Here is a 19,943-nt window from a genome sequence, read left to right on the forward strand (position 1 = left end):
CACCTGTGCCGCTTGGGGGCACTTCTGCCCCGGGCGGAGGGGGGGGGGGGCGGGGGGGTGGGGCCTCAGCCCTCCCCCGGCCGTGGGGCCGGGCGCTCCCGCCCCCCGCCTCCGCTGGTGCCGACCGAGCGCGGCTCACGGGCGGCGCTCCGCATCACCGACCCCCACCCCACCACCCCCCACCCGAGTGACCCCTGCCCCCGCGCAGGGGTGACCGGGAAGTGCCGTGCGTGTCGCAGTCGCGCTCTTGACTCGATCATCGAGTGTCATGAGCCTGGCAACCTGTTCGCTGCTGTGGCGAACCTCTGCAAGGGGGGTTCATGAGACACAAAGCGAGATCGATCCTCGCTCTCGGCGCGCTCCTGCTCGGCGGAGCGGGCCTCGCACCCGTCGCACAGGCGCAACCCGCCGCCCAGGCACGCCCCGGAGAAGCCGCGTCCCCCGACAAGGGCACGGACGCGGACGAAGTGAAGGTCTTCCGCGCCGACGTCACCCAGCGGCAGGTACCGCTGCTGCTGGCGGCCGGCCAGGACGGCCACGAACTCGGCGAGCAGGTACCCGACAAGGGCACGGCCACCGTCGAGGTCTACCTCACCGAACAGCAGGCCGAGAAGCTGGAGCGGCAAGGGGTCCGGCTCACCGAGCACACCCTGCCCGCCGGTGCCGAGAAACGCCTCGATGCCGCCGCCGACGGCGTCTTCCGGCCGTACGGCGGACGCGGCGGACTGAAGGAGGAGATCCTCCGCACCGCGCAGAAGCACCCCCGCCTCACCAAGGTCGTCTCCATCGGCAAGACGATCAAGGGGCAGGACATCCTGGCCCTGAAGCTCACCAGACACGCCGACCGGACCCGGGACGGTGCCAAGCCCGCCGTCCTCTACATGTCCAACCAGCACGCGCGTGAGTGGATCACCCCGGAGATGACCCGGCGGCTGATGCATTACTACCTGGACAACTACAAGAAGGACCGGCGGATCAAGAAGATCGTCGACTCCACCGAACTGTGGTTCGTGCTGTCGGCCAACCCCGACGGCTACGACTACACCTTCGAGAGCGACGACAACCGCCTGTGGCGCAAGAACCTGCGGGACGTCAACGGCGACGGCGAGATCTCCACCGGCGACGGCGTCGACCTCAACCGCAACTTCGCCTACAAGTGGGGCTACGACGACGAGGGTTCGTCCCCCAGCCCCACCAGCCAGACCTACCGCGGCGCGGGCCCGAACTCCGAGCCCGAGACCAAGGCCATCGACGCCTTCCAGAAGCGCATCGGCTTCACGTTCGGCATCAACTACCACTCGGCCGCCGAACTGCTCCTCTACGGCGTCGGCTGGCAGGTCGCCACCCACACCCCCGACGACGTCCTCTACAAAGCGCTCGCCGGAACCCCGGAGAACTCCGCGATCCCCGGCTACCGTCCGCAGGTCTCCTCGGAGCTGTACACCACCAACGGCGAGGCGGACGGCCACGCCGCGAACGTCAACGGCCTGGCGATGTTCACCCCCGAGATGTCGACCTGCCAGTCCATCTCCAACGCCCACCCGGACGACGAGTGGGAGGCGCGCGACTGCCGCTCCATCTTCACCTTCCCGGACGACGAGAAGCTGATCCAGGAGGAGTTCGAGAAGAACGTCCCGTTCGCGCTGTCCGTCGCCGACTCCGCCCCGCACCCCGACCGGCCCGACTCCGCGGTCGGCGCGGAGGCCGCGGACTTCACGCCGGCCGCGTTCTCCACGTCGTACGGACGCGGCGCCGACCAGGAGGTGTCCGTCGTCGTACGCAAGTCGGTGCGCGACAAGGAGCTGAAGTACCGCGTCAACGGCGGCCGGGTGCACGACGTGCCCCTCAGGCCCTGGAAGGGCGGCGAGACCTACGGTGGCGAGGACAACCTCTACTTCGACGAGTACCGCGCCCGGGTGAAGCACGGGGAACCGGGCGACGAGGTCGAGGTGTGGTTCACCGGCCGCACGGGCCACGGGCGGTACGGGAAGCACGGCAATCCGGTCACCAGTGAACGCTTCACCTACACCGTCGCCGAACGGCCCCGCGCCGACGTCCTCGTCGTCGCCGAGGAGGGCGCGAAGGCCGCACACGCCCAGGCCTACCTGGACGCGCTGCGGGCCGACGGCCGCCGGGCCGTGGTCTGGGACGTCGCCGAGCGGGGCGCACCCGACGCGCTCGGTGTCCTGTCCCACTTCGACACGGTCGTCCACTACACCGGAGCGGCCACCCCGGGCAACGCCACCCAGCTCCAGCTCCGCGCGTACCTCAACGAGGGCGGCAAGCTGATCGAGGCGGGCGAGCAGGCCGGCGGCAGCGTCGACCTCGGCGACGGCACCCTGTCGAACGACTTCAGCCAGTACTACCTGGGCGCCTACACCCGCACCTCCACCCCCGGCGCCACCGCCTTCACCGGCTCCGGCCGGCTCGACGGCGCCGGCGGCCCGCTCGGCGACGCCCCCGGCAACCCGCTGGACCGGGCCGGGACGTACAGCGTGACCTCGGACGAACTGCCCGCCGCCGACCACCCGCAGTTCGCGAGCGAGGGTGCGGGGGAGTTCGCCGGGACCGTCAACCCGTACGGGCCCTACGCGGGCGACTTCATGGCCGCCGCCGTTCACACCGACGACGCCTACAAACGCCTCACCCGCACCATCGACCTCGGCGGCGTGAGCGCGGCGGACGAGCCTGCCCTGCGCACCCACCTGCTGTGGGACACCGAGGAGGGCTACGACCACGTCCTGGTCGAGGCCCGCACCGCGGGGTCCGACGACTGGACGACGCTCCCCGAGGCGGGCGGCGCCACCGGCACGGCCGTCCCGGCCGAGTGCGCGGCCGGGTTCTACGTGGGCGGGCACCCGTGGCTGGAGCGGTACCTGACGGTCTCCTCCGACGGATGCGCCCCGACCGGCACCAGCGGGGCGTGGCACAGCCTCACCGGGTCCTCCGGCGGCTGGCGGCAGGTCGAGTTCGGCCTCGGCGCGTACGCCGGGAAGACTGTCGAGGTGTCGATCAGCTACGTCACCGACCCCAGCACCGGCGGACGCGGCGTGCTGGCCGACGAGGCCGCGCTCGTCGTCGGCGGCACCGCGACCGGCACCGAGGGCTTCGAGGCGTCGCTGGGCGCCTGGCAGGCAGCCGGACCGCCGCCGGGCAGCCCGGCCGTCCGCAAGGACTGGACCCGCACCGGAACGCTCTTCCGCACCCACGCGGCCGTCACCACGGACGACACCGTGCTGCTCGGCTTCGGCCTGGAACACCTCACCTCGGCGGCCGACCGGGCGGCCCTGATGAGGAAGGCGCTCAGAGCCCTGGACGAGTGACCCGACCGGTCGGCAGGGGCTGACGTCCGGTAGCGAAATCGGGTGATCCGTCCCCCGGCCGCGGGCGGTCCGTACCCCTACTGACGGGTACGGACCGCCGTGCCGTGTATGGGCCGTCTCGATGTCACTCACGAGGCGCCGGAGAGGTAGGGTCGTAGGCGGTCGGGGACATCCCAAACACAGCTCGCCGGCACATCGGGCCGGCGTACCCAACGAGGAGATCGGTTCGTGACGATCCGCGTAGGCATCAACGGCTTCGGCCGCATCGGTCGTAACTACTTCCGCGCGCTGCTGGAGCAGGGTGCAGACATCGAGATCGTGGCTGTCAACGACCTGGGTGACACCGCGACCACCGCTCACCTGCTGAAGTACGACACCATCCTCGGCCGCCTCAAGCAGGAGGTCTCGCACACCGAGGACACGATCACCGTCGGCGACAAGACCGTCAAGGTCCTCTCCGAGCGCAACCCCGCCGAGATTCCCTGGGGCGAGCTGGGCGTCGACATCGTCATCGAGTCGACCGGCATCTTCACCAAGAAGGAAGACGCCGAGAAGCACATCGCCGGCGGCGCCAAGAAGGTCATCATCTCCGCCCCCGCGAAGAACGAGGACATCACCCTCGTCATGGGCGTCAACCAGGACCAGTACGACCCGGCGAACCACCACGTCATCTCCAACGCCTCCTGCACCACCAACTGCGTGGCGCCGATGGCGAAGGTCCTCGACGAGAACTTCGGCATCGTCAAGGGCCTGATGACGACGGTGCACGCGTACACCAACGACCAGCGCATCCTGGACTTCCCGCACAAGGACCTGCGCCGCGCCCGTGCCGCCGCCGAGAACATCATCCCGACCACCACCGGTGCCGCCAAGGCCACCGCCCTGGTGCTGCCGCAGCTCAAGGGCAAGCTGGACGGCATGGCCATGCGCGTCCCGGTCCCGACCGGCTCCGTCACCGACCTGGTGGTCGAGCTCTCCCGCGAGGTCACCAAGGAAGAGGTCAACGCCGCCTTCCAGAAGGCCGCCGAGGGCGAGCTGAAGGGCTACCTCGAGTACACCGAGGACGCCATCGTCTCCTCCGACATCGTCAACGCCCCCGCGTCCTGCACCTTCGACTCCTCCCTGACCATGGTCCAGGAGGGCAAGAACGTGAAGGTCATCGGCTGGTACGACAACGAGTGGGGCTACTCCAACCGCCTCGTCGACCTCACGGTCTTCGTCGGCAACCAGCTCTGATCGCCTGAAGCAGGCATCTCGATGCGGTAGCAGGGCTCGGGCAGCGCAGCGTCGCGCCGTCCGGGCCCTGCCTCGCGTCCAGCACCACCTGTCCTCGTAGGATCACGAGCGATCAAGAGCCCCCGGGAGCCCTGCATGAAGACGATCGACGAACTCCTTACCGACGGCGTGGCGGGCAAGCGTGTCTTCGTCCGCGCCGACCTCAACGTGCCGCTGGACGGCACCACCATCACCGACGACGGCCGCATCCGCGCCGTGCTGCCCACCGTCAAGGCCCTGGCCGACGCGGGCGCACGCGTGATCGTCGCCTCCCACCTGGGCCGCCCCAAGGGCGCCCCGGACCCGGCCTTCTCGCTGGCCCCGGCCGCGAAGCGCCTCGGTGAGCTGCTCGGCGCCGACGTCGCCTTCGCCGAGGACACGGTCGGCGCCTCCGCCGAGTCCGTCGTCTCCGGCCTCGCCGACGGGCGGGTGGCGGTCATCGAGAACCTGCGCTTCAACGCGGGCGAGACGTCCAAGGACGACGCCGAGCGCGCCGCCTTCGCCGACAAGCTGGCCGGCCTCGCCGACGTCTACGTCGGTGACGGCTTCGGCGCCGTGCATCGCAAGCACGCCTCGGTCTTCGACCTGCCGAAGAAGCTCCCGCACTACGCCGGGTACCTCATCGCCACCGAGGTCGGCGTCCTGAAGAAGCTCACCGAGGACGTCCGGCGGCCCTACGTCGTCGCCCTCGGCGGCGCCAAGGTCTCCGACAAGCTCGCCGTCATCGACCAGCTGCTCGGCAAGGCCGACCGCCTCCTCATCGGCGGCGGCATGGCCTACACCTTCCTCAAGGCCAAGGGCTACGAGGTCGGCAGGTCCCTCCTCCAGGAGGACCAGATCCCGGCCGTCAAGGAGTACCTGGAGCGCGCCGAGAAGCAGGGCGTCGAGCTGGTCCTGCCGGTCGACGCGCTCGTGGCCGGCGAGTTCCCGGACCTGAAGACCAAGGCCCCGGCCCACCCCACCACCGTCGCCGCGGACGCCATCCCGGCCGACCAGGAGGGTCTGGACATCGGTCCCGAGACCCGCAAGCTGTACGCCTCGAAGCTCGCCGACGCGGCCACCGTCTTCTGGAACGGCCCGATGGGCGTCTTCGAGCACCCCGACTACGCCGAGGGCACCAAGGCGGTCGCCCAGGCCCTCGTCGACTCCGACGGCTTCTCCGTGGTCGGCGGTGGCGACTCCGCCGCGGCCGTCCGCACCCTCGGCTTCGACGAAAAGGCATTCGGCCACATCTCGACCGGCGGCGGCGCCTCCCTCGAGTACCTCGAGGGCAAGACGCTCCCCGGCCTCGCCGCACTGGAGGACTGACCTTTGAGCACGCGCACGCCGCTGATGGCGGGCAACTGGAAGATGAACCTCAACCACCTGGAGGCCATCGCCCACGTCCAGAAGCTCGCCTTCGCCCTGGCCGACAAGGACTACGAGGCCGTCGAGGTCGCCGTCCTGCCGCCCTTCACCGACCTGCGCTCGGTGCAGACGCTGGTCGACGGCGACAAGCTGAAGATCAAGTACGGTGCCCAGGACATCTCCGCCCACGACGGCGGCGCCTACACCGGCGAGATCTCCGGCCCGATGCTGGCCAAGCTGAAGTGCACGTACGTCGCGATCGGCCACTCCGAGCGCCGGCAGTACCACGCCGAGACCGACGAGATCGTCAACGCCAAGGTCAAGGCCGCCTACAAGCACGGCATCACCCCGATCCTGTGCGTCGGCGAGGAGCTGGAGGTCCGCGAGGCGGGCAACGCCGTCCCGCACACGCTCACCCAGGTCGAGGGCGGTCTGAAGGACGTCCCCGCCGAGCAGGCCGAGACCGTTGTGATCGCCTACGAGCCGGTCTGGGCCATCGGCACCGGCAAGGTCTGCGGCGCCGAGGACGCCCAGGAGGTCTGCGCCGCCATCCGCGGCAAGATCGCCGAGCTGTACTCGCAGGAGGTCGCCGACAAGGTGCGCATCCAGTACGGCGGCTCGGTCAAGTCCGGCAACGTCGCCGAGATCATGGCGCAGGCCGACATCGACGGCGCCCTGGTCGGCGGCGCCTCCCTGGACGCCGACGAGTTCGTCAAGATCGTGCGCTTCCGCGACCAGTGAGTATGCGGTAGCGGCGTTACGTCGTACCCTTGCGGGGGCATGGTGGCCCACTCCCACCGTGCCCCCGTCGTCCATCCGAATCCGAGGAAGTTGGTCCAGCCGTGGTTATGGGGTTCTCCATCGCCCTGATCGTCTTCAGCCTGCTGCTGATGCTGCTGGTGCTGATGCACAAGGGGAAGGGCGGCGGCCTCTCCGACATGTTCGGTGGCGGCATGCAGTCCTCCGTCGGCGGCTCCTCGGTCGCCGAGCGCAACCTCGACCGGATCACCGTGGTGGTCGGTCTGGTGTGGGTCGCGTGCATCGTCGTCCTCGGCCTGCTCATCAAGGCCAACAACTGAAGACGCAGACGCCCCGAGGGCACGTCCCTCCGTTCGTAAGGCCCCATGTCCGGGTCCGCGCCTCGATGCGCGGCCTATCATGGGGCCTGCGCCGTCTGAGCGGTGGTAACTCCGCTCACTGGACGCGCGTTGGGCCTTACGTAGACTGAGGCGCTCGCAGCGAAGCGGAACGCCGACTCGCTTCGCGGCACCATCACGCAGGGAGTTACGACCGTGGCAAGTGGCAACGCGATCCGGGGAAGCCGGGTCGGTGCGGGGCCGATGGGCGAGGCCGAGCGCGGCGAGTCCGCGCCCCGCCTGCGCGTCTCCTTCTGGTGCTCCAACGGACACGAAACCCAGCCGAGCTTCGCCAGCGACGCGCAGGTGCCCGAGACCTGGGACTGCCCGCGCTGCGGCTTCCCGGCCGGGCAGGACCGGGACAACCCGCCGGACCCCCCGCGCACCGAGCCCTACAAGACGCACCTGGCGTATGTGCGCGAGCGTCGCAGCGACGCGGACGGCGAGGCGATCCTCGCCGAGGCACTCGCCAAACTGCGGGGCGAGATCTAGGAGTCGGTGTCCGGCCGGGCATGGAGCGGTGCCCGGCGAAGCCGCTCGGCGTTCGGAACGCAGGTGCCGATCAACTAGGTTGGGGCCATGAACGCAGACGGCCGTACCAGGCTGAATCAGACACCCGAGTGGACCGCTCTGGCCAAGCACCGTGAAGAGTTCGCGGACACCCATCTGCGGGATCTGTTCGCGGCGGACCCCGGGCGCGGCTCCGGCTACTCGCTCCAGGTCGGTGACCTGCTCATCGACTACTCCAAGCACCTCGTCACCGACGAGACCCTGCGGTTGCTGCGGGAGCTGGCCGCCGCCACCGACGTCTTCGGGCTGCGCGACGCCATGTTCCGCGGCGAGAAGATCAACGTCACCGAGGACCGGGCGGTGCTGCACACCGCCCTGCGCGCCCCGCGGGACGCGGTGGTCGAGGTCGACGGCGAGAACGTGGTGCCCAAGGTGCACGCCGTCCTCGACAAGATGGCGGGCTTCGCCGAGCGGGTCCGCTCCGGCGCCTGGACCGGCCACACCGGCCGGCGCATCAGGAACGTCGTCAACGTCGGCATCGGCGGCTCCGACCTCGGCCCGGCCATGGCGTACGAGGTGCTGCGCGCCTTCACCGACCGCGACCTGACCGTCCGTTTCGTCTCCAACGTCGACGGCGCCGACCTGCACGAGGCGCTGCGGGACCTGGACCCGGCCGAGACCCTGTTCATCATCGCGTCGAAGACCTTCACGACCATCGAGACGGTCACCAACGCCACCTCCGCGCGCAGCTGGTTGCTCGGCGCGCTCGGTGACGAGGCCGCCGTCGCCCGGCACTTCGTCGCCCTGTCGACCCATGCCGAGAAGGTCGCGGAGTTCGGCATCGACACGGCCAACATGTTCGAGTTCTGGGACTGGGTCGGCGGCCGCTACTCCTACGACTCGGCGATCGGCCTCTCCCTGATGATCGCCATCGGCCCGGACCGCTTCCGGGAGATGCTCGACGGCTTCCGCCTCGTCGACGAGCACTTCCGCACCGCGCCCGCCGAGTCCAACGCCCCGCTGCTGCTCGGCCTGCTGGGCATCTGGTACGGCAACTTCCTGGGCGCCCAGTCGCACGCGGTGCTGCCGTACTCGCACTACCTGTCGAAGTTCACCGCCTATCTCCAGCAGCTCGACATGGAGTCCAACGGCAAGTACGTCGACCGGGACGGGCGCGAGGTCGACTGGCAGACCGGGCCGATCGTGTGGGGGACGCCCGGCACCAACGGGCAGCACGCCTACTACCAGCTGCTCCACCAGGGCACCAAGCTGGTCCCGGCCGACTTCATCGGGTTCGCCCGGCCGGTGGCCGAGCTGAGCGAGGAACTGAAGGCGCAGCACGACCTGCTGATGGCCAACTTCTTCGCGCAGACCCAGGCGCTGGCGTTCGGCAAGACGCCGGACGAGGTGCGGGCGGAGGGGGCGTCCGAGGAGCTGGTGCCCCACAAGACCTTCAAGGGCAACCACCCGACGACCACCATCCTGGCGCGCGAGCTGACGCCGTCGGTCCTGGGCCAGCTCGTCGCCCTCTACGAGCACAAGGTGTTCGTGCAGGGCGCCGTGTGGAACGTCGACTCCTTCGACCAGTGGGGCGTGGAACTCGGCAAGGTCCTCGCCAAGCGTGTCGAACCCGCCCTGACCGAGGGCGCCGACGTACCCGGTCTGGACGCCTCCACCCGGGCCCTCGTCGCCGCCTACCGGGAGCTGCGCGGCCGGTCCTGACCGTCCGGCCCCGCGCCCGGGCCGCCCGCCGCCGTCAGGCCACCGCGCTCAGCGTGTCCGCCAGCCGGCGGCGCGCGGCGCGGGACGCCGGGAGGGCGGCGAGCGCCGTCGCGCCGAGCACCGCGCCCGCGCCGAGCGCCAGCAGCAGCACGGGGGCGGGGCTCCGCGCGATCCCGGCGCCGATGCCGCTGGACGCGCCCTGGGCGTCGATCAGCCAGCGCGCGAGCGGCAGCCCCAGGGCGGTGGCGAGGATCACGGCCGCCAGCGCGGTACAGCCGGTGGCCGTGACCGTGATCGCGGTGATCTGCCGCGGGGACAGGCCGATCGCCTTCAGCGCCAGCAGGTCCCGCTCGCCGTCGCGGACCGTGCCGCCGATCGCGGTGAGCAGCTCGAGCAGCCCGATCAGCGCGAGCACGGCGATCAGTCCGAGGACCACCCCGCGCAGGGAGGACAGCCCGTCCGCCGGGTTGGTGACGGCGTGCACGTCCAGCCGGCCCTGCCCGGCCTCGGCCAGGCGCCCGGCGACCCGCTGCGGATCGGCGCCGGAATCGAGCGTGACCTGATGGAAGGTCGGCCGGAGCCCCGGGTCGTTCTCGCGCAGGGTGTCCAGGGACGTCGAGACCACTCGCCCGGCGTTCTCCGGCTCGATGCTGCGGCCCACGATGTGCAGGATCTGCGGCGTGTCGCCGACGGTCATCCGCACCCAGTCGCCGACCCGCACGTCCAGCAGGTCGAGCAGCCCCTGCCCGGCCACCGCCTCGTCGGGACCGGTCGCGGCCCGGCCCTCGGCCAGGGCGTACGGGTAGGGAGCCGCGCGGGTGCCGAGGCCGCGCAGGGCGATGGTCGCCGTCTGGCCCGGCACCAGCGCGGCCACCTCCACGCCCGGGTGGGCGGCGGCGACCTGCGGGTCGCGCTCCAGCAGCGCCCGTACGTCCGCGTCGTCCAGGCCGGCGTCCGCGCGGACGGTGAGCGCGGCGGGCAGACCGATCTGCTCGGGACGGCTGTGGAAGCGGTCGATCGTGCTCCAGGCGCTCATCGCCACCACGATCAGCAGCAGCGGCAGCGCCAGCCGGGCGACCGTGGCGGGGGAGCGGGTACGGCGCGCGAACGCCGTACGCCAGCCCAGCACCAGCGCGGCCGGCACCCCGAGCCCCAGCGCCCGGCGCGCCGGGCCGGACAGCCGCCCGCCCTGCGCCGCCGGCGGACGCGGCACCGGCACCGGCGGCACCCGGCCCGCCCGCCAGGCCGCGAGCCCGGTCGTCGCGCCGATGAACAGCACCACGGCCGCCGGCACCGCGAACAGCGCCACCGTGTGCCCGGGCAGGCCCTGCCACACGCCGACCGCGTCCCCGAGCCGCCCCGGGATGCCGCTGCCCAGGGCCTGGGTGAGCGCGGCGGCGGCCACGGCGCCCAGCAGCGCGTAGGCCAGGTGCTGGAGCAGGAACACCCGGACCACCTGGCCGGGCGTGAACCCGATCGCCTTCAGCACCGAGATGTCCCGCAGATGACCGCGGATGCGGGTGCCGATCGCCCCGTGCACCGCCAGCCCGGCGGCGAGCAGCGCGCCCAGGCCGAACAGGCCCAGCACCTGGCCGAGCAGCCGGTTGTCGCCCTGCGCCTCGGCCCGCGCCTGTTCCCAGGTGGAGACCGTCCCGATCGCGCCGGCGCCCAGCACGGTGACCGCGCGCTGCACGGCGTAGCCGGTGTCGTCGGGCTCGGTCAGCCGCAGCCCGACCACCTGGCCGTCCGGGTCGGGCACGGCCGCCGGCGGCGCCCAGACCAGGCCCGGCTGCTCGCCGGGCCGGTAGCGCCGCTCGGGGCTGTCGGCGATACCGGCCACCGTCAGGGTCCGGGCCGTGCCCGGCAGGGTGAGGGTGTCGCCGGGCTGCGCCAGCAGGGCGCGGGCCAGCCGGCTCTCCAGGACGACGCCGTCGGGGTCCGCGGGGTCGAGCCAGTCCCCGGCGGTGATCAGCGGGCGGCCCACGGAGGGCCGTTCGGCGGTGCCGCGCAGCTCGACGGAGGCGCGGCTGCCGCGCACGGCGACGGTGGTCTGGGCGGTGGGGTAGGGGCCGGCGACGGATTCCACACCGTCCAGAGCCGCCAGTTCGCCAGTGCCGGCGGCCGGGGTGGTGTGCAGCCAGACGTGGGCGCCGCGCGCCTGGGTGAAGACGCGCTGCCACGGGTTGGTGGCGTAGCCGAACAGGGCGGTGGCCAACAGCAGCGAGGCGACGATGCCCGCGGTCGCCAGCACCAGGAAGAGGGCCTCGCCACGGTGCGCGCGCAGGTCGGAGTGGGCCCAGCGAAGAGTGGCTCGCACGGTCCTCAGCCCCTCACGAGGCCGCGACCGCCCACGCCGGTGGTGGGGTGCGGGCCGGTCGTGGGGCGTGAGGCCGCGCCGGGGCGTAGGCCGGGCGGGCCGGTGACGGGGGGCGTCGGAGCGGGCAGGCCGGGCCTGGGGGCCGGGCCCGTCCGGTCGGCGGGGCCGGCGGTCGTGGGGCGGAGGTCGGTCCGGAGGCTCATGTCAGTCCCTGAGCTCCAGTACGCCGGAGGTGCCGGCGCGGCGCGGTGGCGGGCCGCCGTCCAGCTCGGCGTCGTCGGCTATGCGCCCGTCGAAGAAGCTGATCACCCGGTCCGCGGCGCTCGCCAGCCGGGCGTCGTGCGTGACCAGCACGATCGTCTGGCCACGCTGGTGGAAGCGGGACAGCAGCCGCATCACCTCGCGGGTGCCCTTGCTGTCCAGGCTGCCCGCGGGCTCGTCGGCCAGCAGCAGCGGCGGGTGGTTGACCAGCGCCCGGGCCAGGGCGACCCGCTGCTGCTCGCCGCCGGACAGTTCGCCGGGCATGCTGCGCTCCTTGCCCGCGAGGCCCAGCTCGGCGAGCAGCTCCTCCCGCTCGGCGCGGGCCCGCTTCGGCGACGCCCCGGCGAGCAGGGCGGGCAGCTCGACGTTGTCGGCGACGGAGAGGTTCGACACCAGGTTGAAGAACTGGAAGACGATCCCGATGCGCTTCCTGCGCTCCACCGCCCAGCGCGCCTGGGACCAGCCGTCCGTGGACTCGCCGTCCAGCCGGATGCTTCCGGAGTCGGGCTTCTGGAGACCGCCGAGCAGGTGCAGCAGCGTCGACTTGCCGGCCCCGGACGGGCCGGTGACCGCGACGAACTCGCCGCGCCGCACGGACAGGTCCACCCCGCGCACGGCACGGGCCGGCGCCCCCTCGCCGTGGTGCGTCTTGACCAGGCCCTCGGCGCACAGCACCGGAGCGGAGACCTCGCTCACTCCAGCTCCTCCAGCTCTTCCTGGCACCGCTCCAGCCAGTCGAGGTCGGCCTGGAGGTGCAGCATCGCGCCCTCGATCAGCAGGTGCGCGATGCGGTTGTCCCGGTCTTCGGCGGCGGCCAGCTTCGACAGCTGCCGCATCGTGTTGAGGTACTGCCGCCGCTGCCTGTTGATGAGGGCGATCTGGTCGGCGAGGCCGGTCTGCGGCGCGAGGGCGAGCTTCATGAAGAACTCGTCCCGCACCCGCGGCTCGTCGGCCGTCTCCTCGTACCAGGCGCGCAGCTCCTCCCGACCGGCGTCGGTGAGGTGGTAGACCTTCTTGTTGGGCCGGCTCGACTGCTCGACGTCCTCGCCCTCGATCAGTCCCGTCTTCTCGAGACGGCCGAGGGTGACGTAGATCTGGCCGACGTTCGGCTGAGGGTACGCGGAGCCCAGCAGTTGCTCAAGGTCCTGCTTCAGCTCGTAGCCGTGGGCGGGGCCGCGCGCGAGAAGGGCCAGGAGGGGCAGGCGCACTCGGCGGTCCTCCTGTTCTCGTCATGTGCCGCAGACCCTAGTATCGCGCATACCTAACGGGTATACATGTCCTCCAGCCGGGCGAAGCGGCCCGGTGCCGGTGCCGCCCGTGGTGTGCCCCGGTGTGCGAGGTCGTGCCAGGAGGAACCTATGCGGTGGATACGCGCCGCCGGAAGGGGCCTCCTCGTCCTCGTCGTGGTCCTGACCGGCTACGTCGCCTCCGGCGCCCGCGCCGACGAGGGCTCCGCGGACGGCCGCGGGCCGCTGACGCTGGCCACCGCCGGCGACCTCACCAACTATCTCGGACCCCTCCTCCAGGGCTGGAACCGGGCCCACCCCGACGAGAAGGTCACGCTCGTCGAGCTGCCCGACTCGGCCGACGAGACCCGCGCCCAGATGGCCACCGACCTGCGCGACGGCGACCGCCACCGGTTCGACGTCCTCAACATCGACGTCAACTGGACCTCCGAGTTCGCCGCGGCGGGCTGGATACGCCCGCTGCCCCGCGACCGCTTCCCGCTCGACACCTTCCTGCCGCCGGTGGTCGGCACCGCCACCTACGACGGACGGCTGTACGCCGTGCCGTACGTCACCAACGCCGGGCTGCTCCTGTACCGCAAGGACGTCCTCGCCGCCGAGGGCGTCGCGCCCCCGCGCACCTGGGCGGAGCTGGAACGGCAGGCGAGCACCATCGCCCCGAAGCACGGCCTCGACGGCTACGCGGGCCAGTTCCTGCCCTACGAGGGCCTCACCGTCAACGCCGCCGAGGCCGTCTACTCGGCCGGCGGCACGATCCTCGGCGACGAGGGCGAGCGGGTCACCGTGGACTCGGCGGCGGCCCGGCGGGGCATCGGGTTCCTGGTGCGCGGGGTGCGCGAGGGCTGGATACCGAAGGAGGCGCTGGCCTACAAGGAGGAGGAGTCCAAGCGGGCCTTCCAGGACGGCCGCCTGCTCTTCCTGCGCAACTGGCCCTACGCCTACGTCGGCGCCTCGGCCCCCGGCTCCAAGGTCGCCGGCAAGGTCGGTGCGGTACCGCTGCCCGGCCCGGACGGTCCCGGCACCAGCGTCCTCGGCGGCTCCAACCTCGCCGTCAGCACCCATGCGCGCCACCCCGACTCGGCCGCCCGGCTGCTGGCGTACCTCACCGGTGAGCGCGTCCAGCGCCAGGTCCTCACCCGCGGGGCGCTGCCGCCCGTACGGGCAGATCTGTACGAGGACCCGGAGCTGATCGAGGCGTTCCCGTATCTGCCGACCCTGCGCCAGAGCGTGCTGGCCGCCGCGCCGCGCCCCAAGAGCCCGCAGTACGACCAGGTCAGTCTGGCCGTCCAGGCGGTCGTGCACGACGCCATGGCGGGGCGCGGGACGCCCGAGAGCGCCGTCCGCCGGCTGGCGCGGGAGCTGGCCGCGATCTCCCGCCGCTGAGCCGGGCGGCCCAGCACCCTCCTCCTCTAGTTACCTGTTAGGTAACGCGCACATCTCATTCCCTTGCGTATTGCCCGTATTGCTCCTGCTTTGTTCTGCTCAACTCCTCGGTAGCTTCGGTACGTTCGTTGACACCCGCTCGACACCGCTACTTAACATGCATGCATAACCGTCAGCTCGACAGACAGGCCAACGGGTGAACACGCACCACTGGTGGCGGGACGCGGTGATCTATCAGGTCTACGTCCGCAGCTTCCTCGACTCGACCGGCGACGGGGTCGGTGATCTCGCCGGCGTGCGGGCCGGACTGCCGTATCTGCGCAAGCTCGGCGTGGACGGGATCTGGCTGAGCCCCTTCTACCCCTCGCCGCAGCACGACCACGGCTACGACGTCGCCGACTACTGCGAGGTCGACCCGCTCTTCGGCGACCTCGCCGAGTTCGACGCGCTGGTGACGGCGGCCCGGCGGCTGGGCGTCCGGGTGCTGCTGGACATCGTCCCCAACCACTGCTCCAGCGAGCACCCGTGGTTCCGCGAGGCGCTGGCCTCCCCGCCCGGCAGCCCGGCCCGCGCCCGCTTCCACTTCGCCGACGGCCGCGGACCCGACGGCGCCGAGCCGCCCAACAACTGGCACGCCATGTTCGGCGGCCCGGCCTGGACCCGCGTCACCGAGGCCGACGGCCGGCCAGGCCAGTGGTACCTGCACATGTTCACGCCCGAGCAGCCCGACTGGAACTGGCGCAACCCCGGGGTCGCCGCCGAGTTCGACCGGATACTCCGCTTCTGGCTCGACCGGGGCGTCGACGGCTTCCGCATCGACGTCGCCGCCGGCCTCTTCAAGCACCCCGGACTGCCCGACTCCCCGGACCCGGAGGCCGACGCCCGCACCCGCGACTCGGTCAACCCGCTGGCCTGGAACCAGCCCGAGGTGCACGACGTCTGGCGGCACTGGCGGTCGGTGTGCGAGGAGTACACCGCCCGCGACGGCCGCGAACGGCTCCTGGTCGGCGAGGTCTCCGTCCCCTCCGCCCGCGAACACGCCCGCTACGTCCGCCCCGACGAACTCCACCAGGCCTTCTTCTTCGACCTCCTCGGCGCCCCCTGGGACCCCGACGCCTTCCGCAAGGTCATCTCCGAGGCCATGCAGGACATCGCCGGCACCGGCTCGACGGTCACCTGGGTGCTCAACAACCACGACCAGGTCCGCACCGTCACCCGCTACGGCGAGCCCGCCCCCGGCGGCAGCGGCCTCGGCGCCGCCCGCGCCCGCGCCGCCGCGCTGCTGATGCTGGCGCTGCCCGGCGCCGCGTACATCTACCAGGGCGAGGAACTGGGTCTGCCCGAGGTCGTCGACCTGCCCGACGACGTGCTCACCGACCCGATCTTCCACCGCACCGGCAGCCGGGCCCGCGTCCGCGACGGCTGCCGGGTGCCGCTGCCCTGGTCCGGACAGGCCTCCCCGTTCGGCTTCACCTCCGGCACCGAGGGCGCCCGGCCCTGGCTGCCGCAGCCGGACTGGTTCGCCGAGTACGCCACCGACCGGGCACTGGCCGACACCCGCTCCTTCTGGCACCTCTATCGCGACGGCCTGCACCTGCGCTCCGCCCTGCCGCAGCTGGGCGAGGGCACGCTGCGCTGGCTGGACACCCCGCCCGGCGTGCTCGCCTTCGTCCGCGGCGACGGCCTGGTCTGCGCCGTCAACTTCGGCACCGCCCCCACCCCCGCACCGGCCCCGGGCACTCCGCTGCTGTCCAGCAGCCCCTGCCCGGCCGGCGTACTGCCCGGCTCCACGGCGGCCTGGTGGATCGCCGACGCCGGCCTGTGACCCTCCCGCGTCACCCCAACCCGAAGGGACATCGACGATGATGCGACGACGTACCACCCTGCTCACCGGCTGCACCGCCCTGGTGCTCGCCCTCGGCGCGACCGCCTGCGGCGGCGGCGACCCCGTCACGGCCGGCGGCGGCGACAAGCCGTACAGCGGTCAGACGGTCACCGTCGCCGGTGTCTGGTCCGGCACCGAGCAGAAGAACTTCCAGAAGGTGCTGGACGCCTTCACCGAGAAGACCGGCGCGAAGACCGAGTTCGTCTCCACCGGCGACAACGTCTCCACCGTCGTCGGCAGCAAGATCGAGGGCGGCAACGCCCCCGACGTCGTGATGGTCCCGCAGGTCGGCGTGCTCCAGCAGTTCGCCGAGGCGGGCTGGCTCAAGCCGCTGTCCGACACGACGCAGAAGGCCGTCGACGCCAACTTCGCCGAGGTCTGGAAGAACTACGGCAGCGTCGACGGCACCCTCTACGGCCTGTACTTCAAGGCCGCCCACAAGTCGACCGTCTGGTACAGCCCCGACGCCCTCGACCAGGCCGGCGTGAAGCCGCCGACGACGTACGACGAGATGCTGGAGGCCGGGCGCACCGTCTCCGACTCCGGGCTCGCCGCCTTCGCCGTCGCCGGGCAGGACGGCTGGACGCTCACCGACTGGTTCGAGAACGTCTACCTCTCCCAGGCCGGCCCCGAGAAGTACGACGCCCTCGCCGCCCACGAGCTGAAGTGGACCGACGCCAGCGTGGTGAAGGCCCTCACCACGCTCGGCGAGCTCTTCCAGGACGAGCAGCTCATCGCCGGCGGCCAGAAGGGCGCCCTGACCACCGACTTCCCCGGCTCCGTGGAGAAGGTCTTCGGCCCCGAGCCCGAGGCCGGCATGGTCTACGAGGGCGACTTCGTGGCCGGTGTCGCCAAGGACCAGTTCGGCAAGGCGATCGGCGAGGACGCGGACTTCTTCCCGTTCCCGGCCGTCGAGGGCGGCAAGGCACCCGTGGTCAGCGGCGGTGACGCGGCCGTCGTCCTGAAGGACGGCAAGAACGCCGAGGCCGGCATGGCGCTCCTGGAGTACCTGGCCACGCCCGAGGCCGCGGAGGTCTGGGCCGAGGCGGGCGGGTTCCTCTCCCCGAACAAGAAGGTCGACCTCGCCTCCTACGGCGACGACGTCACCCGGTCGACCGCCGAGTCCCTCGTCGAGGCCGGCGACTCGGTCCGCTTCGACATGTCCGACCAGGCCCCGGCGGCCTTCGGCGGCACCAAGGGCACCGGCGAGTGGGCGATCCTGCAGGACTTCCTGCGCGACCCGTCCGACCCGAAGGCGACCGCGGCGAAGCTCGAGGCCGCCGCGGCCAAGGCCTACAAGGACTGACCGGACATGACCGCGACCGTGGTGAAAGAGGCGCCTCCGCCCGCCGCCGCCCCCGGGAGACCCGTACGGCGTCCCCGGCGGCGCGGGCGGACCGCCGCCGTCCTCTTCGTCCTGCCCGCGCTGCTCCTGCTGGGCGCGCTGGTGGTCTACCCGGTGCTGTTCTCCGTCGGCCGCAGCTTCTTCGACGCCTCCGGGACCCGCTTCGTGGGCGGTGAGAACTACGCCGAGATGTTCCGTGACCCGGCCACCCTCAAGGCCGTCCGCAACACCGCGATCTGGGTCGTCGTGGCGCCCGTCCTGCTGACCGGCCTCGGCCTGATCCTCGCCGTGCTGGTGGAGAAGGTCCGCTGGGCCACCGCCTTCAAACTGCTGCTCTTCATGCCGATGGCGGTGTCCTTCCTCGCGGCCGGCATCATCTTCCGGCTCGCCTACGACGAGGACCCGGACAAGGGCGTGCTGAACGCCGCCGTGGTCGGCGTCCACGACGCCTTCGCGGGCACGTCGACCTATCCGACCGCGCGGGCCCGGGACGGCGAGGGCCTGACCAAGGCCGCCGACGGCTCCTACCGGGCCCGTGTCTCCCCCGGGGACACGGTGGCGCTCGGCCTGGTCGGCGTGCGCCCGGACGAGGTGCCCTCCGGCGCCGAGCCGGCCTACGAGGCGGCCCGGGCCGCGTCCGCCCCCGATGAACTGCGCGGCGTCGTCTACCTCGACTTCACGCCGGGCGGCGGGGGAGAGCGGGGGGCCGTCGACCGGCGCGAGAGCGGACTGCCGGAGATGACGGTCGAGGCGGTGCGCGACGGAAGGACGGTCGCGGCCACGACCACCGCGGCCGACGGCTCGTTCCGCTTCGAGGGCCTGGACGAGGGCACGTACGAGGTGAGACTCCCGGCGGACAACTTCGCCCCGCCGTACGAGGGCGTCTCCTGGCTCGGCCCGGCGCTCGTCACTCCGGCGATCATCGGCGCCTACCTGTGGATCTGGACGGGCTTCGCGATGGTCCTCATCGGCGCCGGCCTGTCCTCGCTGCCGCGGGACGCCCTGGAGGCGGCGCGGATGGACGGCGCCAACGAGTGGCAGATCTTCCGGAAGATCACCGTGCCGCTGCTGGCTCCGGTGCTCACCGTCGTCTTCGTCACCCTCGTGATCAACGTGATGAAGGTCTTCGACCTCGTCTACATCATCGCGCCCGGTCCCGTGCAGCAGGACGCGACCGTGCTCGCGACACAGATGTGGCTGGTGTCGTTCGGCGGCGGCAACAACCAGGGCCTCGGCAGCGCGCTCGGTGTGCTGCTCCTGCTGCTGGTGGTCCCCGCCATGGTCTTCAACGTCCGGCGCTTCAGGAGGAACCAGCGATGAACGCCGTCAAGCGCTACGTGGGCAACGGGTTCGTCCAGGCCTTCCTCGTACTGGTGGGGCTGGTGTGGATGACCCCGCTGGCCGGACTGTTCCTGTCCTCCCTGCGCTCCTCCGAGGACACCGCGAAGGGCGGCTGGTGGACGGCGCTGGCCAGCCCCGGCCAGCTGTCCCTGGACAACTACTCGGCGCTGCTGGAGAACGCGGGCATCACCCAGGCCTTCTGGAACACCGTGCTGATCTCGGTGCCGACCACGGTGCTGGTCGTGGTGGTCGCGGCGCTCGCCGGGTACGCCTTCGCCTGGCTGGACTTCCCCGGGCGGGACGCGGTCTTCCTGGTCGTGGTGGCGCTGCTGGTGGTGCCGGTGCAGATCGGCCTGCTGCCGGTGGCCAAACTCTTCGGCCAGCTGGGGCTGTTCGGCACGATCCCGGGCGTGGTCCTGTTCCACGTCGCCTACGGGCTGCCGTTCGCGGTCTTCCTGCTGCGGAACTACTTCGCCGAGATGCCGAAGGAGATGCTGGAGGCCGCGCGGATGGACGGAGGCAGCGAGTGGCGGATCTTCACGCGGCTCGTGCTGCCGGTGGGGCGGCCGGCCATCGCCAGCCTCGCCATCTTCCAGTTCCTGTGGGTGTGGAACGACATGCTGGTCGCGCTGCTGTTCGCGGACAGTTCCGCGCAGCCGCTCACCGTGGAACTCCAGTCGCAGATCCGGCAGTTCGGCAGCAACATCGATGTGCTGGCGCCCGGGGCGTTCCTGTCGCTGATCGTGCCGGTGGTCGTGTTCTTCGCGTTCCAGCGGCAGTTCGTGCAGGGGGTGATGGCGGGGTCGGTGAAGTAGGGCCGACCCGGGGGTTCTTCGCCCCCGCCGCCCCTA

Annotated in this window: 15 protein-coding genes; 12 read left to right on the forward strand and 3 right to left on the reverse strand. The window is 71.8% G+C overall.

Annotation, left to right across the window (positions count from 1 at the left end; translation table 11 throughout):
* Positions 1 to 320 precede the first annotated feature (320 nt).
* The 7 genes from ACZ45Q_RS11110 to pgi all read left to right on the forward strand — a co-directional run bounded on the left by ACZ45Q_RS11110 (position 321) and on the right by pgi (position 9,313).
* Entirely contained in the window at positions 321 to 3,323 is a 3,003-nt protein-coding gene (locus ACZ45Q_RS11110; RefSeq protein WP_468258168.1) for a M14 family metallopeptidase, read from the forward strand.
* Positions 3,324 to 3,551: 228 nt separating this feature from the next.
* Positions 3,552 to 4,559 (forward strand): type I glyceraldehyde-3-phosphate dehydrogenase, encoded by a 1,008-nt coding sequence (gap, locus tag ACZ45Q_RS11115; RefSeq protein ID WP_468258171.1) that lies wholly within the window; start codon positions 3,552 to 3,554, stop codon positions 4,557 to 4,559.
* A 135-nt stretch (positions 4,560 to 4,694) separates the two neighbouring features.
* On the forward strand, positions 4,695 to 5,906 hold the full coding sequence (locus tag ACZ45Q_RS11120; RefSeq protein ID WP_468258174.1) for a phosphoglycerate kinase: 1,212 nt from the start codon (positions 4,695 to 4,697) through the stop codon (positions 5,904 to 5,906).
* A gap of 3 nt (positions 5,907 to 5,909) precedes the next feature.
* Complete coding sequence (gene tpiA, locus ACZ45Q_RS11125) at positions 5,910 to 6,686, forward strand: triose-phosphate isomerase (protein WP_468258177.1); 777 nt, start codon at positions 5,910 to 5,912, stop codon at positions 6,684 to 6,686.
* 107 nt (positions 6,687 to 6,793) lie between these two features.
* A complete protein-coding gene (gene secG / locus ACZ45Q_RS11130; RefSeq protein ID WP_468258595.1) occupies positions 6,794 to 7,024 on the forward strand; it encodes a preprotein translocase subunit SecG in 231 nt (76 codons plus the stop codon).
* Between the two features lie 213 nt (positions 7,025 to 7,237).
* A complete protein-coding gene (locus ACZ45Q_RS11135) occupies positions 7,238 to 7,573 on the forward strand; it encodes an RNA polymerase-binding protein RbpA (protein WP_119105043.1) in 336 nt (111 codons plus the stop codon).
* Between the two features lie 87 nt (positions 7,574 to 7,660).
* Positions 7,661 to 9,313 (forward strand): glucose-6-phosphate isomerase, encoded by a 1,653-nt coding sequence (pgi, locus tag ACZ45Q_RS11140; protein ID WP_468258181.1) that lies wholly within the window; start codon positions 7,661 to 7,663, stop codon positions 9,311 to 9,313.
* 34 nt (positions 9,314 to 9,347) lie between these two features.
* Here pgi and ACZ45Q_RS11145 read toward each other — a convergent pair whose 3' ends face one another.
* The 3 genes from ACZ45Q_RS11145 to ACZ45Q_RS11155 form a co-directional block, all read right to left on the reverse strand.
* Positions 9,348 to 11,630 carry an FtsX-like permease family protein gene (locus ACZ45Q_RS11145; RefSeq protein WP_468258184.1) on the reverse strand — a complete coding sequence of 761 codons (2,283 nt, stop codon included), beginning with the start codon at positions 11,628 to 11,630 and terminating at the stop codon, positions 9,348 to 9,350.
* Positions 11,631 to 11,834: 204 nt separating this feature from the next.
* Entirely contained in the window at positions 11,835 to 12,587 is a 753-nt protein-coding gene (locus ACZ45Q_RS11150) for an ABC transporter ATP-binding protein (RefSeq protein ID WP_468258187.1), read from the reverse strand.
* Positions 12,584 to 13,099: a PadR family transcriptional regulator gene (locus ACZ45Q_RS11155; RefSeq protein ID WP_468258190.1), complete on the reverse strand. Its 516-nt coding sequence runs from the start codon at positions 13,097 to 13,099 to the stop codon at positions 12,584 to 12,586. Before ACZ45Q_RS11155 ends, ACZ45Q_RS11150 begins: the two co-directional genes overlap by 4 nt.
* 150 nt (positions 13,100 to 13,249) lie before the next feature.
* Here ACZ45Q_RS11155 and ACZ45Q_RS11160 point away from each other — a divergent pair, with 150 nt between their 5' ends.
* The 5 genes from ACZ45Q_RS11160 to ACZ45Q_RS11180 all read left to right on the forward strand — a co-directional run bounded on the left by ACZ45Q_RS11160 (position 13,250) and on the right by ACZ45Q_RS11180 (position 19,907).
* On the forward strand, positions 13,250 to 14,521 hold the full coding sequence (locus tag ACZ45Q_RS11160) for an ABC transporter substrate-binding protein (protein ID WP_468258192.1): 1,272 nt from the start codon (positions 13,250 to 13,252) through the stop codon (positions 14,519 to 14,521).
* A 196-nt stretch (positions 14,522 to 14,717) separates the two neighbouring features.
* On the forward strand, positions 14,718 to 16,346 hold the full coding sequence (locus tag ACZ45Q_RS11165; protein ID WP_468258194.1) for a glycoside hydrolase family 13 protein: 1,629 nt from the start codon (positions 14,718 to 14,720) through the stop codon (positions 16,344 to 16,346).
* 37 nt (positions 16,347 to 16,383) lie between these two features.
* On the forward strand, positions 16,384 to 17,712 hold the full coding sequence (locus ACZ45Q_RS11170; protein ID WP_468258197.1) for an ABC transporter substrate-binding protein: 1,329 nt from the start codon (positions 16,384 to 16,386) through the stop codon (positions 17,710 to 17,712).
* A 6-nt stretch (positions 17,713 to 17,718) separates the two neighbouring features.
* Positions 17,719 to 19,071 (forward strand): carbohydrate ABC transporter permease, encoded by a 1,353-nt coding sequence (locus ACZ45Q_RS11175; RefSeq protein ID WP_468258199.1) that lies wholly within the window; start codon positions 17,719 to 17,721, stop codon positions 19,069 to 19,071.
* Positions 19,068 to 19,907, forward strand: coding sequence for a carbohydrate ABC transporter permease (locus ACZ45Q_RS11180; protein WP_468258202.1), 840 nt, complete (start codon positions 19,068 to 19,070; stop codon positions 19,905 to 19,907). Before ACZ45Q_RS11175 ends, ACZ45Q_RS11180 begins: the two co-directional genes overlap by 4 nt.
* The last annotated feature ends 36 nt before the right edge of the window (positions 19,908 to 19,943 follow it).

It is taken from the genome of Streptomyces sp. NPDC031049, assembly GCF_055571015.1.